This is a genomic window from Ruminococcoides bili (assembly GCF_040093295.1).
Taxonomy (GTDB): domain Bacteria; phylum Bacillota; class Clostridia; order Oscillospirales; family Acutalibacteraceae; genus Ruminococcoides; species Ruminococcoides intestinale_A.
In genome coordinates this window covers 1-20,622 of the sequence record NZ_JBBNJY010000026.1, presented here as the reverse complement: position 1 = coordinate 20,622, position 20,622 = coordinate 1, and the positions used below count along the sequence as shown (strand labels likewise).

The window sequence follows — 20,622 nt, the reverse complement described above, 5'->3', positions numbered from 1 at the left end:
GCCCTCCAAAAATTATCTGTTCTTTAACTCGTTAGACGCTGCAATGCATATCTTTTCGATTTCGGCGGGGTCATAAACGGAGCCGTCCCATATTTCGTGTGAAACAACAGCCTGCCATACAAGCATTGACATACCGCCGACAGCGTTTGAACCGTTAGCTTTTGCTTTTTGGATAAGTACGGTTTCGAGCGGATTATATACTGCGTCAAAAACATTTTTGCACTTTGCGATAACTTCATCGCTTACGGGCTGATTTTCAACATTAGGGAACATTCCTATAGGAGTTGCGTTGATAAGTACATCAATGTCGCCGTTAAGCTCACTGATAAGACAGTATGACGGTTGAGAACCGATAACAGTGCTTTTAATTTCTTCGCAAAGTTTCTTTGCAATTTTGACATCTTCCAATCTTACTGCAAAAAGAATGGGAATGTTTTTGAGAACAACCTCATAAGCCATTGTTCTTGCAACGCCACCGCAACCTAAAATTACAACTCTGCCGTTTAATTTGATTTTTGCCGCATCAAGAGCCTTTAAAAATCCGTCGGGATCTGTGGTGTAGCCTTTTGCTGTGTAATCTCTGTTGTCAACAGTGTTTACACTGCCGTACATATTTGCTTTTTCATCAATTTCATCAAGATACTGAATAATATTCTGCTTGTGAGGAATTGTAATGTTATAGCCGCTCAATTTAGATAAAATGTGGTCGTATTCATATCCGAGACTTTCCGGAGCAACATCAAGTTTTGTATAAACGGCGTCGATTCCTGCAAGCTCAAACAATTTTGTATGTATAAAAGGTGACATAGTATGTCCGATAGGATGACCTATTACTGCGTATTTTTTAGTACTCATAAAAATATACCCCCTAAAAAAATTTTTGGTAAAAATAGAAAAATTTTAAAATTCTATTGACAAAAGAATAAATAAACAATAATATAATCTAAGAAGCAAACCGATTACTCGATTGCTTATTCCATTGTAGCATAAAATATGTACTTTTGTCCATAATTACAATGGATACATTAAATATTTTTTTATTATGGGAGGAATTCCAATGGTATTGGAAAAAGTTAAGGCAATTCTTGCTGAGCAGTTCGATGTTGAAGAAGATAAGGTAACAGCTGATACAGATTTACAGGAAGATCTCGGCGCTGATTCACTTGATGTAGTAGATTTACTTATGTCAATTGAAGACGAGTTCGGTGTAGAAGTTCCCGATGATGAGATTGAGAACATCAAGACTGTTGGTTCACTTGTTTCTTACATTGAGGCAAATGCATAATTGAATTAAAAACTTGAGGTCAGGCGGTTTGTCTGACCTCTTTTACTTTTTATAATAAAAATAATGTCGGTACTTGCAAAAAAAATTAATTATAGTATAATAGAAATGTTATAATATACGAATATTTCTTAAGTTGGAGGAATGAAAATGGCAGACAACAAAAAAATGGTTGAAGCTATTACAAGCAGAGATGAAGACTTTGCTAAATGGTACACTGACATTGTAAAAAAAGCCGAGCTTGTTGATTATTCAGGCGTTAAGGGATGTATGGTTATCCGTCCTTACGGTTATGCTATTTGGGAGAATATACAGGCTGACCTTGACAGAAGATTTAAAGAAACAGGTCACGAAAATGTGTATATGCCTATGTTTATCCCTGAAAGCCTTTTACAGAAAGAAAAGGATCATGTAGAGGGTTTTGCACCTGAATGTGCATGGGTAACTATAGGCGGCAGTGAAAAACTTAACGAGCGCCTTTGTGTTCGCCCTACTTCGGAAACTCTTTTCTGCGAACATTATCAGAAAATTATCAACACATACAGAGATCTTCCAAAACTCTACAATCAGTGGTGCAGTGTTGTAAGATGGGAAAAAACAACCCGTCCTTTCCTCAGAACTTCCGAATTCCTTTGGCAGGAAGGTCACACAATGCATGCAACGGCAGAAGAGGCAAAGGAAGAAACACTCCGTATGCTCCATGTTTACGAGTCATTCTATAAAGAAATTCTTGCTATTCCGGCTGTAATCGGCAGAAAGACAGAGAAAGAAAAGTTTGCCGGTGCAGAAGAAACCTATACAATTGAGCCGATGATGCACAACGGTGTTGCTCTCCAGGGCGGTACATCACACTACTTTGGTGACGGCTTTGCAAAGAGCTTTGGCATTACATTTACAGGCAAAGACAATAAGCAGCATTATCCGCACCAGACATCATGGGGTGTGTCAACAAGAATGATCGGCGCTATCATTATGGTTCACGGCGATGATGACGGTCTTGTGCTCCCGCCGAGAATTTCACCTGTACAGGTTGTAATTATTCCTGTTGCACAGCATAAGGAGGGCGTACTTGACAAGGCTTACGAACTTAAGGCAGAGCTTACAAAGCGTTTCAGAACTAAACTTGACGACAGCGACCACGCACCGGGCTGGAAGTTTGCTGAGTATGAGATGAAAGGCGTGCCTGTAAGAGTTGAGATTGGACCTAAGGATATAGAAAAGGGTCAGTGCGTAGTTGTAAGAAGAGATACCCGTGAGAAGTATTTTGTACCGCTTGAGGGACTTTCCGATTATATTGCAGAGCTTCTTGATACAATTCACAACGATATGTATGAAAGAGCACGCAAGAATACAGAAGAAAAAACATTTACAGCAACAAACTTTGACGAATTTGTTGATACCGCCAAGAATCACCCGGGCTTTATTAAGGCTATGTGGTGCGGCGACAGCGCTTGTGAAGATAAACTCAAGGACGCTACAGGCGGTGTTAAGAGCCGTTGTATTCCTTTTGTCGAGGAGCACATCAGCGATGTTTGTGTATGCTGCGGCAAACCTGCTAAGCACCAGGTTTATTGGGGCAAGCAGTATTAATTGATTTTATATTTGAAATGTATAAGGAGGTGCTGAGGCTATGCCGATTAAGGTTCAGAGCAATTTGCCGGCAATAAAGGTACTTGAGTCTGAGAATATTTTTGTTATGCCAAACGAAATAGCGATAAAGCAGGATATTCGTCCGCTTAAGATTATTATTTTAAACCTGATGCCGACAAAAATTACAACCGAAACCCAGCTTCTAAGACTTTTGGGCAACAGTCCTCTACAGGTTGACATTGAGCTTTTGCAGATGGCATCGCATACATCAAAAAACACCTCACCTCATCACCTGACTACTTTTTATAAAACCTTTGACCAAATAAAGGATGAAACCTTTGACGGTATGATAATCACGGGCGCACCGGTTGAACAGCTTGAGTTTGAAGATGTTGACTATTGGGAAGAGCTTTGCAAGATTATGGAATGGTCAAAGCACAATGTTTATTCCACACTCCACATTTGTTGGGGTGCGCAGGCGGGTTTGTATTATCATTACGGTATCCAAAAGCATAAACTTAAGGAAAAGTTAAGCGGTATTTATAATCATACGATTTTAGACCCGCATCATCCGCTTATGCGTGGCTTTGACGATACTTTCTGTATTCCTCATTCAAGGTATACGGGAGTAAGGGAAGATGATATACGCAGAAACAGCGCACTTGAAATCCTTGCAGTGTCAGAGCTTGCGGGAGTGGCTATAGTTACCAATAAATCCGGCAGACAGGTATTTGTAATGGGACACGCCGAGTATGACAGAGATACCCTTGCAAGCGAGTATTTTCGTGATGAGAACAAGGGAATCAATCCGAAAGTTCCGTACAATTACTTTCCGAATGACGATGCGTCGCTCACACCGCCAATGGTGTGGAGAAGTAACGCAACATTGCTTTTTACAAATTGGCTTAACTATTATGTATATCAGGCAACACCGTACGATTTACAGGACTTGCTTGAAAAATATCCGCATTAAACTAAAAAACATGAGCAGTTCATTTTGGACTGCTCTTTTTGTATGCTTATAAATATCTGTTGACAAATACGAATAAATTGATATAATAGTATTAGTTAATTAGATAATTAACTAATTAACTAATACATAAAAGGGGTGATTTTTATGGGAGATGTATGGAAAGCTTTGGCTGACCCTACAAGGCGAAAAATACTTAAACTTTTAAAAAATGATAGTTTAAATGCCGGAGAAATTGCTGCGGAATTTAATATGACCAAACCATCAATAAGTAATCATCTCAGTATTTTAAAGCAAGCTGACCTTGTGGATTCAGAAAAAATATGTCAAAATGTAATTTATTCGTTGAAAACAAGCGTATTGGAAGATATGTTAAAAATGTTGTCCGATTTAACAGGCAGAGAGGATAAATAATATGAAAAAATATATTTTGTTAATTATATCATTGATTAATATTGCTGTAACAGGTGTTTTTATTGCTTTTAATCCAAATGAAGAGTTGCCCTCACATTATAATGTTAATGGGATTGCGGATGCCTATTCATCAAAATGGATGCTTTTATTTATTCCGAGTATTCTTGTATTGTTTTCAATTATATATGCGATTTACGCAAAGGTTAAAGAAAATGATGAAAACTATAAGTCGTACCGAAAATATGCCGTAAGATGTATAGTATCAATTTTTACTTTTTTGTTTTTATTTTTTTGGATGCTGATTGCACTGGTATTGCAAAATAAAGTAAATATAGATAATCTGTTTTTACCGTTAACTTGTATTTTTATGGGCTGTATGTTTGTTTATTTATTCAATTTAATGCCTAAAATAAAGCAAAATTCTTTGCTTGGCATACGAACAAACGCCACATTGAGCAGTAAATCCGTTTGGAAAAAAGTACATCGCTTTGCAGCTTATTTTGGAGTGATTTGTGGAATTGCAGTAATAATATTAGGTATAATTTCGTTATTAATAATAAATATAAGTAATGTATTGTTCTTTATATCAATTATTATAGTATTGGTAAGCGCAATAGTTCCTGCAATATACGGAGAAATAATATATTCAAAGGAAAGAACATCAAATAATTACATAGAATAAACATTATAAAATCCCGATAAGGCAAAAAATTCACCTTATCGGGATTTTTACAATTTACAAGACAGTTGCAGAGCTAAACGCTCATTTTTTCTCGTATGAGGGCAAGAATTTTGCGTTCTCTGCGGCTGATCTGCACCTGCGTCATTGCAAGGCAGTCGGCAGTTTGTGATTGGGTTTTATTCTGAAAATAGCGCAGATGTATAATCTGTCTGTCACGCTCATCAAGTTCGGCAATTGCATCATTAAGGCTCAACCGTTCGGTGATTTCTTCTTGCGAATCGCTTACGGGTATGTCTATTCGGGAATTTCCCTCATCATCATAATCGGCATTAAGGGATAGGGGAGAAGAGCCGGCAGAAAGCGCCTCGCAAATCTTATCTTCACTTACATTCAAAGCCTGCGAAAGCTCGGTAACGCTCATTTCTCTGCCGTTGTTTTTTTCGTACTCGGTATTAAGTCTGCAAATTTTCATTGAAAGTTCCTTAAGAGTGCGACTAACCCGTACAGAACCTCCGTCACGAAATATACGCTTGATTTCTCCCAATATAACCGGTACGGCATAGGTAGAGAATTTTAGTCCACGGCTTTCGTCAAAACGCTCTACGGCCTTTGCAAGTCCCAAACAACCTGCCGAAAACAGTTCTTCATATTCCACTCCTTTGCCTGTAAAATGCTTACAGCAGGAATGGACAAGTCCCATATGCTTTTGTGCGAGAGAGTTTTTATCCCCGATAATATCACCACGGCTTTCCGACATACCGATTAACGACCTCTTGAAAGGAATCTGCCCGATGAAATGACTTTTTCAAGCGTAACGGCAGTGCCTTTGCCGACAGTGGATTTGACTTTTACTTTGTCGCAAAAGCTCTGCATAACCGCAAAGCCAAGACCTGCTCTGTCTTCTTCGGGAGCGGTGGTAAAGAGCGGTTCCATTGCCTTTTCAATGTCTGCAATGCCGCAGCCTTTGTCACGAATTTTTATTACTACTTTGTTGTTTTCGTAAATTTTTCCGTTTATGTAGACCGTTCCGCTTTCTCTGCGGTAGCCATGCACAATGCAATTTGTTACAGCCTCGGAAACTGCGGTTTTTATGTCTGAAAGTTCGGCAACGGTTGGATCAAGACCGATGACGAATGCAGAAACCGCACTTCGGGCAAAAGCCTCGTTACTGCTTTTTGACGGAAAGCTAAGGCTCATTTCGTTTATTAAATTCATCTCAGCACCCCCAATCCCTCAAGCCCGGAAAGAGCAAACAGCCTGTACATATTTTCGGGTATGTTAATTACCCTGACAGAACCTCCGAGCAATTTCATCTGGCGGTATCTTCCGAGTACAAGACCGATTCCTGAGCTGTCCATAAACGATACCCCGGAAAAGTCAAGGTTTAACAGCTTTGGCTTAATTGATTCACAGATTCCGTCAAGCTTTGTGCGTATTCTTGCGGCAGAGTCATGGTCAAGTTCACCCTCAATGAACGCTGTCAGCACATTGTTTTCAAATTTTGTTTTGAGCATTTTAAACATCCTTTTTACTGAAAATTCAGCTCGCTATTTTGCCTTATAAAGGCAAATAAAAACTCCATAACTATATAATAATAGATATGGAGTGAAAATTTTGTTTTATTATGTTGCAGATAAAATTATTTGTTAAGTGTGGTAAGATAATTATAAAAATCCTCAAAACTTCCGTTTTTGTATGATGAATAATCCTTATCATTACGGTTTATAATGCAGTCGGTAATTAAAAATGTGTCAAAACCGAGTTCGGCGGAGCACAAATCTTCGTCAACATCATTGCCGACCATAAGGCTTTCTTTTGGAGAAATGTCGCATTTTTCGCATAAATCTTTAAAATACAGAAGATTGGGTTTACAGCTTGACGAGTTGTCATAAACGGTAATATATTCAAAATCTTCGGGATTAAGTCCTGCCCATTCAAGTCTTTTATATGTAGCCGGCTTAGGAAAAATCGGGTTTGTTGCGGCAATTACTTTGTATCCGTTTTCTTTTGCAAAATCAACACATTTTTTTGCATAAGGATTAACAAAGGTTGCGGTCTTTGCGGCAACAAATTCATTATTATAATAATCGGTAAACATATCTTCGTATTTAATAAGGTCAACACCGCTTACTTTTGCGGCGGCTTTCCAAAACACATCTCTGTTAAGTGCGGAACCGTCGTTTTTAGCCATTGCGCCAAGCCCTGCCATAATAGAATCGGTAAGCGCTTTCGGTTCGATTTTAAGTACAGGTATCATTTTTTCGCAGAGTGAACCGAAATAATATTTAACAAATTCGTGAACATCCATAGGTAAAAGTGTGCCGTCAACATCAAATAAAATATTTTTGTACATAGTCATACCTCCACAATAATTATACATTTTTTGTCAAATGATTGCAAGATTAAAAAAATTGTGTATAATAAAATTAGATTTTTAACTTATAAAAACGGAGGTAACAGTATGAAAATTGTATTGACGGACGCACAAACTGTTGTGGATAATCTTGTACCTGCCGACCGACTTTCACAGTTCGGAGAAGTGGTGCAGTACGGACTGTTAAAATATGACGAAGTTGCGGAAAAAATCGCAGACGCAGATATGGTTATCTGCAACAAAACCCGACTTGACGAGGGTTCATTAAAACTTGCAAAGAATTTAAAATATATCGGACTTTTTGCCACAGGATACAATAACATTGATATAGAATATTGCAGAAAGCACGGTATTACAGTCTGCAATGCGGGTTCGTATTCCACAAATGCCGTTGCACAGCATACTTTTGCATTAATTTTGGAGCATTACAGCAAGGTGCGTGAATATGCAAAATTTGTTGCCGACGGTCAATGGAAAAGGAGCAAGACTTTTTCGCCGTTTGTATATCCGCTAAACGAGCTTGCAGGAAAAACAATAGGTATTGTAGGATTTGGAAGTATCGGAAGTGCGGTTGCAAAAATTGCGCAGGCATTTGAAATGAAAGTCCTTGCGTATAATCGTTCCGAAAAACAGGCTGACGGAGTGGAGTTTGTAAGTTTTGACGAGTTGCTTGAAAGGAGCGACATTGTAACGGTTCATTGCCCGCTTAACAGCGATTCGGATAAAATGTTTGGCAAAGAGCAGTTTGCAAAAATGAAAAACAATGCATTGTTTGTGAATACCGCAAGGGGCGGAGTAATGGCAGAGAACGACCTTTACGATGCGTTGCAGAACGATATTATCGGCGGAGCGGCAGTAGATACCTTGGTTGTTGAGCCGATGGAGGAGGACTGTATTTTAATGCAGGCAAAGAATTGCATTATAACTCCTCACATCGCATGGGCGCCCGTTGAAACAAGGGAAAGATTGATGAATATTGTTGCAGACAATATCGGTTCATTTATAAACGGCACTCCTAAGAATGTTGTAAGTTGAGGTAATTATGGACGAAAGGCTTAAAAAGCAATTTGACTTTATAAAGGAAATTGACAAGGAAAAATTCATACAGCGTCAGACATTGCTTACAGGCGGAGAGCGCAAGGAAAACGATGCCGAGCACGCATGGCATATGGCGCTTATGACCGTGCTTTTGAGTGAGTATGCCAACGAAAAAATAGATGTTTTAAAAACGGTTACAATGCTTTTACTGCACGATATTGTGGAGATTGACGCAGGAGATACCTATTGTTATGACGAAGAGGGCAAGAAAACTCAACACGAAAGGGAACAGAAAGCGGCAGACAGAATTTTCGGACTTTTGCCCGACGACCAGTGCGAAAAGCTTAAAAATCTTTGGATTGAATTTGAAAATGCCGAAACAGCCGAGGCAAAATTTGCCCATACTATGGACAATGTTCAGCCCGTAATGCTGAATGACGCAACAGACGGTAAGATGTGGGCAGAGAGAAAAATAAAATTAAGCCAGGTGCTTGGCAGGCAAAAGAACACCCCAAAAGGTTCTGAAATTTTGGCGGAATATTCTTACATCAATTTTATAAAGCCGAATGTCGAAAAAGGCAGATTAATTGACGATACACAAAAAGATAGCTGAAAACCCCGTTCTTATCAGCGCTTTTATAATTGAATTTTGTCGCTTGTTGTGATATAATTATGAGCGAAAAACTAATAAAAGGGCGATAATCGTGGAGAAAAATGTTAAAAAAGAAGCGTGGCTACACTTTTGTGTAAGCTCAATCGGCGGATTTATGGGTGCGTACGCAATCATAAATCATTGCGACCTGCTTGCCTCATCGCAAACATCAAATATGATACACATTGTACATAATTTGTTTGAGCCGGAACATTCTTTATTAATTTATATGGTGCTTGCCGCTTTGGTGTATGCTTGCGGTAATGTGACATATGTGTTGCTCCACAAATTTATAAAACTTGATACAAAAATAATAAGTCTTGGTTTGACATCGGCTGCTTTTATACTTGTAAGCGTGCTCAATTTTGTAGAAAATTCGTACCTTGCAATGCTGCCGCTGTTTTTTGCCGCTCCTATTCAATGGAACGCTTACGCAGGCGATGCGGGATACGGCAGTTCAACAATTTTTTCGACCAATAATATAAGACAAACGGTAACATCGCTTACATCTTATCTTATTGACGGCGACATAAAGATGAAACGCAAAGCGCAGTTTTTCGGAATGACATTGCTTTTCTTCCATATAGGCGTTGCTCTTGCAAGCGTGGCTGAAATTTTTTGGGCAAGGGAGAGCATATGGTTAGGATTTTTACCGCTTGCAGTATCAGCTGTGTGCTGTATGTGGTACAAAGAGGTAAAGGTATTTTCTTTCGGCAAAAAGTCGGAAGCTTTAGAATCTATTGTTGAGGAACAAGTTAATATTTAATTATAATAATCTATAAAAAAGCCTTGCAGGATTTCGCCTGCAAGGCTTTTGTTGTGTGCAGATAAGCTTATGAATTTGCAATGAGTTGTTGTATATCTGTTACATCAAGCACATCTATTATGCCGTCCTGATTGTAGTCGGCAAGAATTTTCTGCTCATCGGAAAAATCTTTAGATTGAGAAATATACATTTGTAATTCCGTTACATCATTAACTGATATTTTTCCGTCTGAATTTAGATCGCCTAATAAACTGTCTAAAGTGATTTCTTTTCCAATATTATAATTAGTATCGTTGCCATTTATGAATCGGCTTATTTGAATTGCATCAGCAACATCAATAAGTTCATCATTATTTACATCTGCAATTCTTTTATCAATGTAATTACCGGTAGCGAGATATTGCATTAATAGTTCGACATCTTCCATGGTGATGTAACCGTCATAATTAATATCTCCTATTATTGATTTTGCATAATTCATATTTACAATCATATATTTTTTATCAGACGATACATTGTTATCTGATGATATTACAATGTAATATCAACCGTTTGGCAAAGTAAATGAACAGTCGGCAGTTTCTATATTTTCTTTTGATAATACCAATTCGTCAGTATGTGATTTGCTCGGCGGCTACAGAGAATTATCGGCAAAACAACAAAACATAGCTTTGGGAGTGATTTTAGGCTTGCTGAATTCCGAAAAAAATTAAGGTCATATCTGCTGTATTTGCAGATATGACCTGTTTTTTAAATATGAAGAATTGTTGTTGCAATTCCAAAGTAAATTAAAAGTGATAAGGCGTCGCAAATTGTGGTGATGAGCGGAGATGCCATTACGGCAGGGTCAACACCGATTTTGTGTGCGACCATAGGCAAGAACGAACCTATGAGTTTTGCCATTATAATAGTTCCGATAAGTGTAAGCGAAACTACAAGTCCGATAAAAAAGGCGTTTTCTTTGCCGTTTAAATCGAATATCATCAATTTTATAAAATTTGCGGCGGCAAGAGTGACACCGCAAAGGATAGATACTCTAAACTCTTTCCACAATACCTTGATTGCATTGCAGAATTTGATTTCACCAAGCGACAGAGCACGGATAACCGATACCGAAGCCTGCGAACCGGCGTTACCGCCTGTACCTGTAATCATCGGAATAAATGACGAAAGCACGATTACGCTTGCAAGCGCAGATTCAAAATGAGAAATGATAGCACTTGTAAATGTGGCTGAAAGCATAAGTACAAGCAGCCATGGAATACGCTTTTTGTAAATTCCGAAAACACTTGTTTTCATATAAGGCTTATCGGAAGGCATTACGGCAGCCATTTTTTCAATATCCTCGGTTGCCTCTTCCTGCAAGACATCAATAGCATCGTCGATTGTTACAATGCCGACAAGTCTGTTTTCGGTATCTACAACGGGGAGCGCAAGAAAATTATAGTTAGAAAACATCTGCGCTACTTTCTCCTGGTCGTCAAGAGTGTTTACACAAATTACATTTTCTTCCATTATCTCCGAAACAATAACATCATCGTCAGATAAAAGCAGATCCTTTACGCTTGTAATACCGATAAGTTTTGAGTTGTCATCCGTAACATAACAAATGTAGATAGTTTCTTTATCTACACCTGTTCGTCTGATTCTTTTTATAGATTGCTCGGCTGTCATTTCGGGACGAAGTACAATGTACTCGGTTGTCATAATTGAGCCTGCACTGTCCTCGGGATATTTGAGCAGTTCGTTAACAGTTTTTCTTGTATCCTTGTCTGCTTGCTTTAAAATTCGCTTAACAACATTTGCGGGCATTTCCTCAACAAGGTCAACCACATCGTCAATAAAAAGCTCGTCAACAACTTCTTTAAGCTCTGTATCGCTGAATCCGTGAATCAAGAGCTTTTGAGTTTCGTCATCCATTTCCACAAATGTTTCGGCGGCAAGCTCTTTCGGCAAAATTCTGAAAAGCAGAGGAGTTTTTTCGTCCTGCAGCTCTTCAAATATAGTAGCAATATCGTATGGCTTAAGGGTGACAAGAATATCTCTTAGAGTGTTAAACTTTTTTTCTTCAAGCAGCACTCTGATAGTTTCGGTTATACCAACCTTAACTGTTTCCATCATCTTTCCTCCTTCAGCTGTTTAGGGAGTAAAGACGAGCACCATATTCAGTTTATATATTGAGCGACAAAAAATGAACGCAATAGCGGTCATTTCGTTTGTTGCAACTTCGCCCAGGTACTGCGCCTTTATTACCGTCTGCGTCCATTAATTTTTCACCCCAAATTCTTAAGATAATATTATCGGGATATAAATCCCATACATATTTATTTTAGTTTATTTTGTATTTATTGTCAATGAATTTTTGAATAAATATTATAGCTTTTTTGTTATTGACGATAGACTTAAATGTTGACATTTGATGTACGAAATAGTATAATTTATGTGATAAATATGTGAAAACACAAATGTTTGTCTAAATTTTGAAAGGCGGATAGCAAATGATTTGTCCTAATTGTAACAAAGAAATTAAAGATGACAGTAAATTTTGCATTTTTTGTGGTGCAAATGTTCAATCACAGAGTAATGCCAGAAATGATGTACAAAACAATGCACAGAGTGTTCAGCCGCAGGTAAATACTCCGCAGTATAATCAACCGCAACAGAGTGTTTCGGCACAATCGCAAAACCCACAGTTTCAGCCTAATAATTTTCAGCCTGCAGGTGTTAATCAGGGAGTTTTCGTTCAACCTGCAAAGCCTAAAAAGCCGATGAATAAAAAGTTGCTTTTTGGTATTATAGGCGGCGCTTGTGCGTTATTAATCATTATTATTGTATCCTTGGTTCTCGTTGCTAATCATAAAACTAAAATTAATCTTAGTGATTATATCAAAGTAAGTTATGACGGATACGACGCATACGGCACAGCTTCAGCAGAGTTTGATTACGATAAGTATTTAGATGATCTGATGAAGGCGTCATCTTCGTTTAAAAAAGCCTATAATTCGGATATTACATGTAAAAAACTCTATGATTCGGATATTACATGGAGTTCGATTGCCGATTATTATGATGCGGTAGATATTGACTACGATCTTGATAAAACAAGCGGTCTTTCAAACGGTGATACGGTAACGGTAAATTTTGAATATGACAATGATGCCGCAGCACAATACAAGATTGAGTATGTTGGCGAATCGAAAGAATATACTGTTGAGGGACTTAAAGAAACCAAGAAAATAGACCCATTTGAGGGTGTTACAGTTGAATTTTCAGGTACATCACCAAATGTATATGCCAAAGTAGTAAACAATTCAAAAGATGAGGTATATGAGAACATTTATTATGACCTTAGCAAAAGCTACGATATAAAAATCGGCGATACAATTACTGTTACAGTGAGCAATGACCCGGAGCGTTTTGTTGAGGATTACGGTTGTGTATTTACTTCAACCACAAAGGACTTTAAGTGTACCGCTGTTGATCAATATGTGTCAAAGACGGCAGATATTAAAGAAGATACACTTAATGCTATGAAAAAGCAGACCGAAGATGTTATCAATGCATATTTTGCAGGTGAAAATAAGTATATCGGTGTGTCTGATTTGAAATTTGAAGGTACATACTTCCTTTATACAAAAGATGAAAACGGCTGGAACTGGGACGGCAATAACCAGATTTACATTATCTACAGCGGTAAGGTAAAGAGCGTTGAGGATAAAAAGGCGTTTGACGAAACCACTGTTTATTTCCCTGTTAGATTTAAAGACATTATGCAGTATGCTGACGGAACACAGAATGTTGACTTGAACAATACCTCCATTTCAGGTGAAACCAATCTTGAGTATTATTACAGAAATGTTGACGGTTATACCAACAAGGGCGATATGTACAAAGAACTTGTCGAGTCGCAGAAAGCTGATTATACCGAGGAAATCACCGATGAACTTAAGTAATTGAGAAAAATATAAAACGAGGCTTACCGCAAGCCTCGTTTTTTAATGCAAAACAACAAATATTGCATAGCTTATTGATTTTTTATGAATTTTAGTTATAATAGAATGAGTGTTACAATATATTATTACGGAGGTTATTATGAACGGTTTGGTTAAAAAATATTTACCCTATGGTGTGGTAATCCTTTTGATTTATATGCTCGTGCCGATTATCTTTATTTCAAAATCTTTGCAGGGATTTTCGACAGTGGCATATTATTTTATTTTCCCGGCAACTGCAATAGTGTGCGCCGCAATGTATTGTTCAAAGTACGGAATGGACTTTTTGTTTACACTTATAGCTCCTGTCGTATTCATTCCGAGTATGCTTATTTATAACGGCGGTTTCCACCTTACAAACATAATTCTTTTGGTTGCTTACCTTATTTCGGGTATTTTCGGCTTGTTTGTCGGCGATATTGCTTTTGGCGATAAGCGTAAAAAAGCAGAGGCAGAGGCAGAGGCGGAAGCAGAGGAAAGATTGCTTGCGGCTAAGCGCAGAAACGAAGAATTTGTAAATGAAAAGGCTGCCGAGGCAGAAGCACCGAAAGCTGTAGAAACAACATACGATTTAAATGATGATGACGATGATTTTGATTACAGTAAATACGCTTCCACCGATAAGGTAACCGATGAAAGCGAAATCGATGATATATTAAATGAATTTGGTTCTTCAAAAAATAATTAAATGCAATAGAGATTAGTATCCCATGCAGGAATGTACGGATGATGCCGCAAATATATTTTGTATTCAGGATTTATTCCCGAAATCAAAAGCGGCAGTCTGAAAATATCTTCAAATCTGTGATACGCTGAAAAGTTGAGCTTTGGCTTAAACATTTTCAGCGTATTTTTCATGCCCAAAATTGTTTCAAAGTCAGCGCCCTCAACATCTGCTTTTACATATGTTGCCGCCCGCCCGCACAAAATTGTATCAACGGCGGCAACGGGAGTTTTTGTGTTGCTTTCGTTTACTATGGCACTGTTACGGCCTGCCTTGTTGTTAAAACAAAGAGTGGTGTTGTGACTGTACGCACCGAGCTGCCAGAGTTCAAGATTTTTCATTTCCGAGCAATGCGCCTGTAATTTACTGTAGTTTTTGGCATTCGGTTCAAGTGCGGTAATAAATTTGTATTTGCCTTTTGTGTAATGCAAAAATTCGTCTACAGTATCTCCGTTGTATGCGCCGAGGTCAACATAGGTTTCGTCTTCACCGAGCGACAGGAGAGAGAAAGCCTCGTCTTTATCGGTTGTAATTCCGTCAAGCAGAGAGAGTTCTCCTGTTTTGTAAAATTCAAGAATATTATCAAAAACTTTTACTGATAAATCATCTGCAAGCAAATTTCGGGCACTTGTTATGCTTTCTTTATTTTTTTTCGCAAATTCTTCGTCAAAAAGAATATCGCCGAATGCAGGAACACTCGGAACAACGACTTTATGCTTTTTGGCAATTTCAAAAATATTTTGCATAACATCGGGCAGTTGAGTGGCAAAGCAAAGTGCAATTATAAAATCTGAATACTCATTTTCAAAGTCACTTAGCTTTTTTACCGTGAATTCGTGAAAACTCTGACCTCTTACAAAATCATCGCTTGCCATAACTCCGCTTGCGGTTATTCCGTATTTTTTAAAAGCGGACAGAACTTTGTCTGCGCCGTCACCCATTCCGTAAAGAATAATCGGCAAATCGGAATTTTTAAGATAATTCCATATATAATCTTTATTGATTTCCATTGTTTCACCTACAACAAAGCCACCGCAAAAAACGGTGGCTGAATTTTTATAATTAATAATGAGCAATTATACATTGAATCTGAAAAGAACAACATCTCCGTCTTTCATAACATATTCTTTGCCCTCGCTGCGAACAAGACCTTTTTCTTTTGCTGCCGACATACTTCCGCAAGCAATGAGGTCGTCATAAGCAATTACTTCGGCACGAATAAATCCACGCTCAAAGTCGGTGTGAATCTTACCTGCCGCCTGCGGAGCTTTTGTACCTTTCTTAATTGTCCATGCTCTTACTTCCTGCTTGCCGGCTGTAAGGTAAGAAATAAGACCGAGAAGTGAGTAGCACTCGCTGATAAGCCTGTCAAGACCGCTCTGTTCAAGTCCCATATCGGAAAGGAAAAGTTCTTTTTCTTCTTTATCCATCTCTACGATTTCAGCCTCAATTTCAGCGCAGATAGGGAGAACGCCTGCTTTTTCTTCAGCGGCAATTTTCTGAACTGCCTTGTAACCCTCGTTAGAATCAAGACCGTTTGAAAAATCCTCTTCGCTCATATTTGCGGCATAAATTACAGGCTTGGTTGTGAGCAATGCAACATCAGAAAGCAAAAGAGCCTCATCTTCGTTACACTCTACACTTCTTGCGGGTTTGCCTGCCTCGAGTGTCTCAAGCACACGCTTGTAGAAATCAATATCTTTCTGATATTTTTTGTCGCCCTTAAGCATTTTCTGCGTTCTGTCGATTTTACGCTCAAGCATTTCTACATCCGATAAAATAAGCTCAAGGTTGATTGTTTCAATATCTCTTGCAGGGTCAATAGAACCCTCAACATGAATGATGTCATCGTTTTCAAAACAACGAACAACATGAACGATAGCGTCACACTCACGAATATTTGAAAGGAACTTGTTGCCAAGACCCTCACCCTTTGACGCACCTTTTACAAGACCTGCAATATCAACAAATTCGATTGATGCGGGGGTATATTTGTCCGGGTCATACATTTCCGCAAGCTTGTCAAGACGCTTGTCCGGAACAGCTACAACGCCTACATTTGGCTCTATTGTACAGAACGGATAGTTTGCACTTTGAGCACCTGCATTTGTGATTGCGTTAAAAAGTGTGCTTTTACCAACATTAGGTAAACCTACAATGCCTAATTTCATTATCTTTTACTCCTCAAAATTGATTGGCATACTTGCCTAATCAATATTTTTATTGTATCATAATAATAAGTATATCACAATTTTTCGTGATAGACAACAGGGAAAGGTGATTATTATGGAAGAAAAAACTCTCACTAAAACAATAAAAGTAGAAGAAGAGCAGCTTGCGGTGTCTATGGGCAGCGGCGGACTTGCCGTACTTGCTACTCCCGCAGTGGTTGCTCTTATGGAAAATGCGGCTTTTGAACTGTGCGAGGAAATTTTAAATAATGACGAACTTACAACAGTAGGTACAGCAATTTCTATAGAACACACAAGTCCTACTCCTCTCGGCGCAGAGATTTCCGCTACAGCCGTATTAAAAGAAAATGACGGCAGATTCTTTAATTTTGAAGTAAGCGCAAGTGACGCAAAAGGAATTATTGCAAAGGGAACTCACACAAGAGTGAGCGTAAAGGCTGAAAAATTCCAGAAAAAGGCGGATGAAAAGTTTAATGGTTAAGCACGATTACATACTTTTTGACCTTGACGGCACTATCAGTAAAAGTGCCGACGGTATAAAATATTCTCTCGAAAATGCAATAAAACAAATGGGAAAACCCGTGCCCGATCTTAGCGATTACACATTGTATATAGGTCCGCCGTTAATTGATACATTTTTGAATATCTGCCACTTTTCTCAAGAGGAAAGTCTGCGTGGCGTAGAGGTTTACAGAGATATTTATAATACAAAAGGTAAATTTGTAAACAAAGCTTATGACGGAATTGAAGAACTGCTTAAAAAAATCAAAGCTGACGGAAAGAAGATTGCGGTTTGTTCGTCTAAATATGAATTGTTTGCCAAAGAGATTATTGAAATTCTCGGACTTTCACAGTATTTTGACGCAGTGTGCGGTTCTACGCTTGACGGCAGCCGAAAAGATAAAAAAGATTTGATTCCGTATGCACTTAATTCTCTCGGTACAAGTCTTGAAAAAGACAGGGAAAACGCTGTGATTATCGGCGATACCTACTTTGATACCAAAGGCGCTGTTCAGACGGGGATTGATTTTGTCGGCGCAAACTACGGCTACGGCGATATTGAACAGATGAAGAAAGAGGGCGGAAAGGTTTTTGCCGACACTCCTCTTGAAATTTATAATCTTATTTAATGCAATTTGCGCACACAGCTTTCATATACATATAAAGTATATGGAGGTTTTGAAATGTTTGTTTTACGATTTAAAAAGAAACGATTTATTGTAGCATTAATTGTTGTTTTGGCAGTGATTACCGTATTTATAATTCTTATAAACGCAGATTTCACACATGTGGAAGATTATGCGGAATTTAATTCTGAAAACTATTCGCTAAAGGCTGACAGCAGTGATGACAGAATAAAATTTTTTCAACAGTTGGGAATAAATGCGGTTGACGAATCGGTTGACGAGGTAATTATTCCGCAGGATTTTAACAGCGTATATGAAAAGTATAACGAAATTCAGAAAAAATCCGTATTTGATTTGAGCAATTATGCGGGTAAGCCCGCAAAACGCTATACATACAGTATTGATGACGGAAAAAAGGCTGTTATACTCGTTTATAAAAACCGAATTATCGGCGGTCACATAACAAGCGGCGTATACGGAGAAGATTATCTGCCTTTGTTTTAGGCAGAAAGGAAGGTAAAATGGACAGACTTGATAAAATTTTGGTTTCTCAAAATGTCGGCAGTCGCAAAGAAGTACAAAAACTTATAAAAGACGGTGCAGTATGCGTAAACGGAGAATGTATCAAACAGCCGCAACACAAAGTAGATGCTGTGGCTGATGACATTACCGTCGGCGGACAACCTCTTTTGTACAGCAAATATGTTTATATAATGATGAACAAACCTGCCGGAGTTCTATCCGCAAGCAACGATAAAAGAGCGGAAACCGTAATAGACCTTTTGCCTGAGGAGTTTCAGCGCCCCGGCTTATTCCCGGCAGGCAGATTGGACAAGGATACCGAGGGACTTCTTATTATTACAAATGACGGGGAATTTGCGCACAATATGCTTTCGCCGAAAAAACATGTCGAGAAAAAGTACATAGCACAGCTTGACGGTGAAATTACCGAAGAAATGATAAGTGATTTTGAAAACGGTATTGTATTTGCCGACGGAACACGCTGTATGCCTGCAAAACTTGAAATTTCCGGCGAAAATCCGGATAAAACGACCGCAATTGTAACGATTTGCGAGGGTAAATTCCACCAGGTAAAGAAAATGTTTGCGGTATGTGGAAAAAATGTTGTGCACCTTAAACGAATATCAATCGGCGATTTGTATTTGGATAGCAATTTGCATATAGGAGAGACTAAAATGTTATCGGAATTAGACAAAATGTCAATCTTTATGGGCAATATGCACTAAAATCAGGCAGTATTTTTTAACTAGTCGCTGAATTAAATAAAATAATGACTAAAATTTTAGTCAAAATCAGTATAGTAAAAAAACAGCAAAAGTGATATATTATTAACTGTAATAAAGCAAAACAGTATTTTCTTTGATATAGATTTTCGGATTTTTGCTTCATCGGATTATTGGAGGTTTATAAAAATGGCAAATGTATCTTTAAGACACATCTATAAAATCTATGACGGTGGCGTTACAGCCGTAACAGATTTTAACCTTGAAATTGCAGACAAGGAATTTATTATTCTCGTTGGACCGTCAGGTTGCGGTAAGTCAACTACACTTCGTATGATCGCAGGTCTTGAGGATATCTCAAAGGGTGAACTTTACATCGGCGATATGCTCGCTAACGATGTTGCACCTAAGGACAGAGATATTGCAATGGTATTCCAGAACTATGCTCTTTATCCGCATATGACTGTATATGATAATATGGCTTTCGGTCTTAAGCTCCGTAAAACTCCTAAGGACGAGATTAAGAGAAGAGTAGAAGAGGCAGCTCGTATCCTCGGTATTGAGCAGTATCTCGACAGAAAGCCAAAGGCTCTTTCAGGTGGTCAGAGACAGCGTGTTGCTCTTGGCCGTGCTATCGTTCGTGACCCTAAGGTATTCTTACTTGACGAGCCGCTTTCTAACCTTGACGCTAAGCTCCGTGCTCAGATGAGAACAGAGATTTCTAAGCTTTACCAGAGACTCGGTACAACATTCATCTATGTAACTCATGACCAGACAGAGGCTATGACAATGGGTACAAGAATTGTTGTTATGAAGGACGGCTTCATTCAGCAGGTTGATACTCCACAGCATCTCTATGACAAGCCATGCAATATGTTCGTAGCAGGCTTTATCGGTTCACCGCAGATGAACTTTATCGACGCTACACTTAAGAAGGTTGGTTCAGAGTATGCACTTTGCTTTGACAAGTATCAGATTATCGTTCCTTCTGAAAAGACAAAGGGCGGCGTGCTTGATCCATATGTAGGCAAGGAAGTAGTATTCGGTATTCGTCCTGAGCATGTTCACGATGAGCCTGAGTTCCTCGCTAAGTGCGCAAGCGACAACGGCGTTGTTGATTGTAATGTTGATGTTACAGAGCTTATGGGTGCTGAGATTTACCTTTATGTAAATATCGGTGGTATCCCTGTAACTGCAAGAGTTGAGCCTACTTCAACCGCTAAGCCTGGTGACAGCATTAAGGCTGCATTTGAGCTTGATAAGATCCACATCTTTGATAAAGAAACAGAGCGTACAATTATTAACTGATTTTAATATGTACTTATTTAAGGCGGAGCGCATTGTGCTCCGCCTTAGTTTGCTTTTAGAATTCTTGTTTTTTATCAAAATTGAGATAAATTATTGTTTAGCGGAGTGTCGGTCGGGGATTAAAATTTAGCTAACGCTAAATTATCCTCCCAAAAGCAAAAAAAGTTTACTCAATTTTTTCAAAAATTGCGGGTTTGGGCTGCGCCCATAAAATCTTCCGATATAACAATTTATCAGGCGCAAACAGCCACGCTGTTTGCGTGCTTG

Annotated in this window: 24 protein-coding genes; 15 read left to right on the top strand and 9 right to left on the bottom strand. The window is 38.5% G+C overall.

Features of this window, described 5'->3' with window-relative positions:
• Positions 1 to 12: 12 nt before the first annotated feature.
• A complete protein-coding gene (aroE, locus tag AAAY30_RS08585; protein WP_302197110.1) occupies positions 13 to 855 on the bottom strand; it encodes a shikimate dehydrogenase in 843 nt (280 codons plus the stop codon).
• A gap of 202 nt (positions 856 to 1,057) precedes the next feature.
• Between aroE and acpP the strand changes: the two genes are divergently transcribed.
• From acpP to AAAY30_RS08560, 5 genes are all read left to right on the top strand, one after another.
• Positions 1,058 to 1,285, top strand: a complete 228-nt coding sequence (gene acpP / locus AAAY30_RS08580) for an acyl carrier protein (protein ID WP_022234402.1) — start codon at positions 1,058 to 1,060, stop codon at positions 1,283 to 1,285.
• Between the two features lie 147 nt (positions 1,286 to 1,432).
• On the top strand, positions 1,433 to 2,872 hold the full coding sequence (proS, locus tag AAAY30_RS08575; protein WP_022234401.1) for a proline--tRNA ligase: 1,440 nt from the start codon (positions 1,433 to 1,435) through the stop codon (positions 2,870 to 2,872).
• A gap of 40 nt (positions 2,873 to 2,912) precedes the next feature.
• Complete coding sequence (gene metA / locus AAAY30_RS08570) at positions 2,913 to 3,845, top strand: homoserine O-acetyltransferase MetA (RefSeq protein WP_022234400.1); 933 nt, start codon at positions 2,913 to 2,915, stop codon at positions 3,843 to 3,845.
• A gap of 144 nt (positions 3,846 to 3,989) precedes the next feature.
• Entirely contained in the window at positions 3,990 to 4,256 is a 267-nt protein-coding gene (locus tag AAAY30_RS08565; RefSeq protein WP_499215700.1) for an autorepressor SdpR family transcription factor, read from the top strand.
• Between the two features lies 1 nt (position 4,257).
• A complete protein-coding gene (locus AAAY30_RS08560; RefSeq protein WP_295026022.1) occupies positions 4,258 to 4,938 on the top strand; it encodes an SdpI family protein in 681 nt (226 codons plus the stop codon).
• Positions 4,939 to 5,011: 73 nt separating this feature from the next.
• Here the strand turns inward: AAAY30_RS08560 and AAAY30_RS08555 are convergent, their stop codons facing one another.
• The 4 genes from AAAY30_RS08555 to AAAY30_RS08540 all read right to left on the bottom strand — a co-directional run bounded on the left by AAAY30_RS08555 (position 5,012) and on the right by AAAY30_RS08540 (position 7,291).
• Complete coding sequence (locus AAAY30_RS08555) at positions 5,012 to 5,695, bottom strand: sigma-70 family RNA polymerase sigma factor (RefSeq protein ID WP_195411245.1); 684 nt, start codon at positions 5,693 to 5,695, stop codon at positions 5,012 to 5,014.
• 5 nt (positions 5,696 to 5,700) lie between these two features.
• Positions 5,701 to 6,153: an anti-sigma F factor gene (gene spoIIAB / locus AAAY30_RS08550; protein WP_252558948.1), complete on the bottom strand. Its 453-nt coding sequence runs from the start codon at positions 6,151 to 6,153 to the stop codon at positions 5,701 to 5,703.
• Positions 6,150 to 6,452 (bottom strand): anti-sigma factor antagonist, encoded by a 303-nt coding sequence (locus AAAY30_RS08545; RefSeq protein ID WP_022234395.1) that lies wholly within the window; start codon positions 6,450 to 6,452, stop codon positions 6,150 to 6,152. Before AAAY30_RS08545 ends, spoIIAB begins: the two co-directional genes overlap by 4 nt.
• A 125-nt stretch (positions 6,453 to 6,577) precedes the next feature.
• Positions 6,578 to 7,291, bottom strand: coding sequence for an HAD family hydrolase (locus AAAY30_RS08540; protein ID WP_295026021.1), 714 nt, complete (start codon positions 7,289 to 7,291; stop codon positions 6,578 to 6,580).
• Positions 7,292 to 7,399: 108 nt separating this feature from the next.
• Between AAAY30_RS08540 and AAAY30_RS08535 the strand changes: the two genes are divergently transcribed.
• The 3 genes from AAAY30_RS08535 (at position 7,400) to AAAY30_RS08525 (ending at position 9,768) form a co-directional block, all read left to right on the top strand.
• Positions 7,400 to 8,347, top strand: coding sequence for a D-2-hydroxyacid dehydrogenase (locus AAAY30_RS08535; RefSeq protein WP_295026020.1), 948 nt, complete (start codon positions 7,400 to 7,402; stop codon positions 8,345 to 8,347).
• A 7-nt stretch (positions 8,348 to 8,354) separates the two neighbouring features.
• Complete coding sequence (locus AAAY30_RS08530; RefSeq protein WP_487741430.1) at positions 8,355 to 8,963, top strand: HD domain-containing protein; 609 nt, start codon at positions 8,355 to 8,357, stop codon at positions 8,961 to 8,963.
• A gap of 91 nt (positions 8,964 to 9,054) precedes the next feature.
• On the top strand, positions 9,055 to 9,768 hold the full coding sequence (locus tag AAAY30_RS08525) for a YoaK family protein (RefSeq protein ID WP_487741431.1): 714 nt from the start codon (positions 9,055 to 9,057) through the stop codon (positions 9,766 to 9,768).
• A gap of 67 nt (positions 9,769 to 9,835) precedes the next feature.
• On the opposite strand, the gene AAAY30_RS08520 is transcribed toward AAAY30_RS08525, so the two are convergent.
• Positions 9,836 to 10,249, bottom strand: a complete 414-nt coding sequence (locus AAAY30_RS08520; protein WP_493479344.1) for a dockerin type I repeat-containing protein — start codon at positions 10,247 to 10,249, stop codon at positions 9,836 to 9,838.
• A 269-nt stretch (positions 10,250 to 10,518) separates the two neighbouring features.
• Entirely contained in the window at positions 10,519 to 11,886 is a 1,368-nt protein-coding gene (gene mgtE, locus AAAY30_RS08515) for a magnesium transporter (protein WP_295026017.1), read from the bottom strand.
• Between the two features lie 380 nt (positions 11,887 to 12,266).
• On the opposite strand from mgtE, the gene AAAY30_RS08510 reads away from it, so the two are divergent.
• A complete protein-coding gene (locus AAAY30_RS08510) occupies positions 12,267 to 13,721 on the top strand; it encodes a zinc ribbon domain-containing protein (RefSeq protein WP_337781963.1) in 1,455 nt (484 codons plus the stop codon).
• Positions 13,722 to 13,860: 139 nt separating this feature from the next.
• Positions 13,861 to 14,448: a hypothetical protein gene (locus AAAY30_RS08505; protein WP_022234387.1), complete on the top strand. Its 588-nt coding sequence runs from the start codon at positions 13,861 to 13,863 to the stop codon at positions 14,446 to 14,448.
• Here AAAY30_RS08505 and AAAY30_RS08500 read toward each other — a convergent pair.
• Together AAAY30_RS08500 and ychF are read right to left on the bottom strand one after the other, a co-directional pair.
• Entirely contained in the window at positions 14,445 to 15,494 is a 1,050-nt protein-coding gene (locus tag AAAY30_RS08500; protein WP_484328462.1) for an FkbM family methyltransferase, read from the bottom strand. The two genes, AAAY30_RS08505 and AAAY30_RS08500, sit on opposite strands and share 4 nt — an antisense overlap.
• Positions 15,495 to 15,560: 66 nt before the next feature.
• Positions 15,561 to 16,655, bottom strand: a complete 1,095-nt coding sequence (ychF, locus tag AAAY30_RS08495; RefSeq protein ID WP_296153650.1) for a redox-regulated ATPase YchF — start codon at positions 16,653 to 16,655, stop codon at positions 15,561 to 15,563.
• Positions 16,656 to 16,770: 115 nt separating this feature from the next.
• Between ychF and AAAY30_RS08490 the strand changes: the two genes are divergently transcribed.
• The 5 genes from AAAY30_RS08490 to AAAY30_RS08470 all read left to right on the top strand — a co-directional run bounded on the left by AAAY30_RS08490 (position 16,771) and on the right by AAAY30_RS08470 (position 20,355).
• Positions 16,771 to 17,157, top strand: a complete 387-nt coding sequence (locus tag AAAY30_RS08490; RefSeq protein ID WP_022234384.1) for a thioesterase family protein — start codon at positions 16,771 to 16,773, stop codon at positions 17,155 to 17,157.
• Complete coding sequence (locus tag AAAY30_RS08485) at positions 17,150 to 17,806, top strand: HAD hydrolase-like protein (protein WP_302190691.1); 657 nt, start codon at positions 17,150 to 17,152, stop codon at positions 17,804 to 17,806. Before AAAY30_RS08490 ends, AAAY30_RS08485 begins: the two co-directional genes overlap by 8 nt.
• A gap of 54 nt (positions 17,807 to 17,860) precedes the next feature.
• Complete coding sequence (locus AAAY30_RS08480; RefSeq protein WP_186935733.1) at positions 17,861 to 18,307, top strand: DUF4830 domain-containing protein; 447 nt, start codon at positions 17,861 to 17,863, stop codon at positions 18,305 to 18,307.
• Between the two features lie 17 nt (positions 18,308 to 18,324).
• Complete coding sequence (locus tag AAAY30_RS08475; RefSeq protein ID WP_186935734.1) at positions 18,325 to 19,050, top strand: pseudouridine synthase; 726 nt, start codon at positions 18,325 to 18,327, stop codon at positions 19,048 to 19,050.
• Positions 19,051 to 19,236: 186 nt separating this feature from the next.
• Positions 19,237 to 20,355 (top strand): ABC transporter ATP-binding protein, encoded by a 1,119-nt coding sequence (locus AAAY30_RS08470; protein ID WP_022234380.1) that lies wholly within the window; start codon positions 19,237 to 19,239, stop codon positions 20,353 to 20,355.
• Positions 20,356 to 20,622 lie beyond the last annotated feature (267 nt).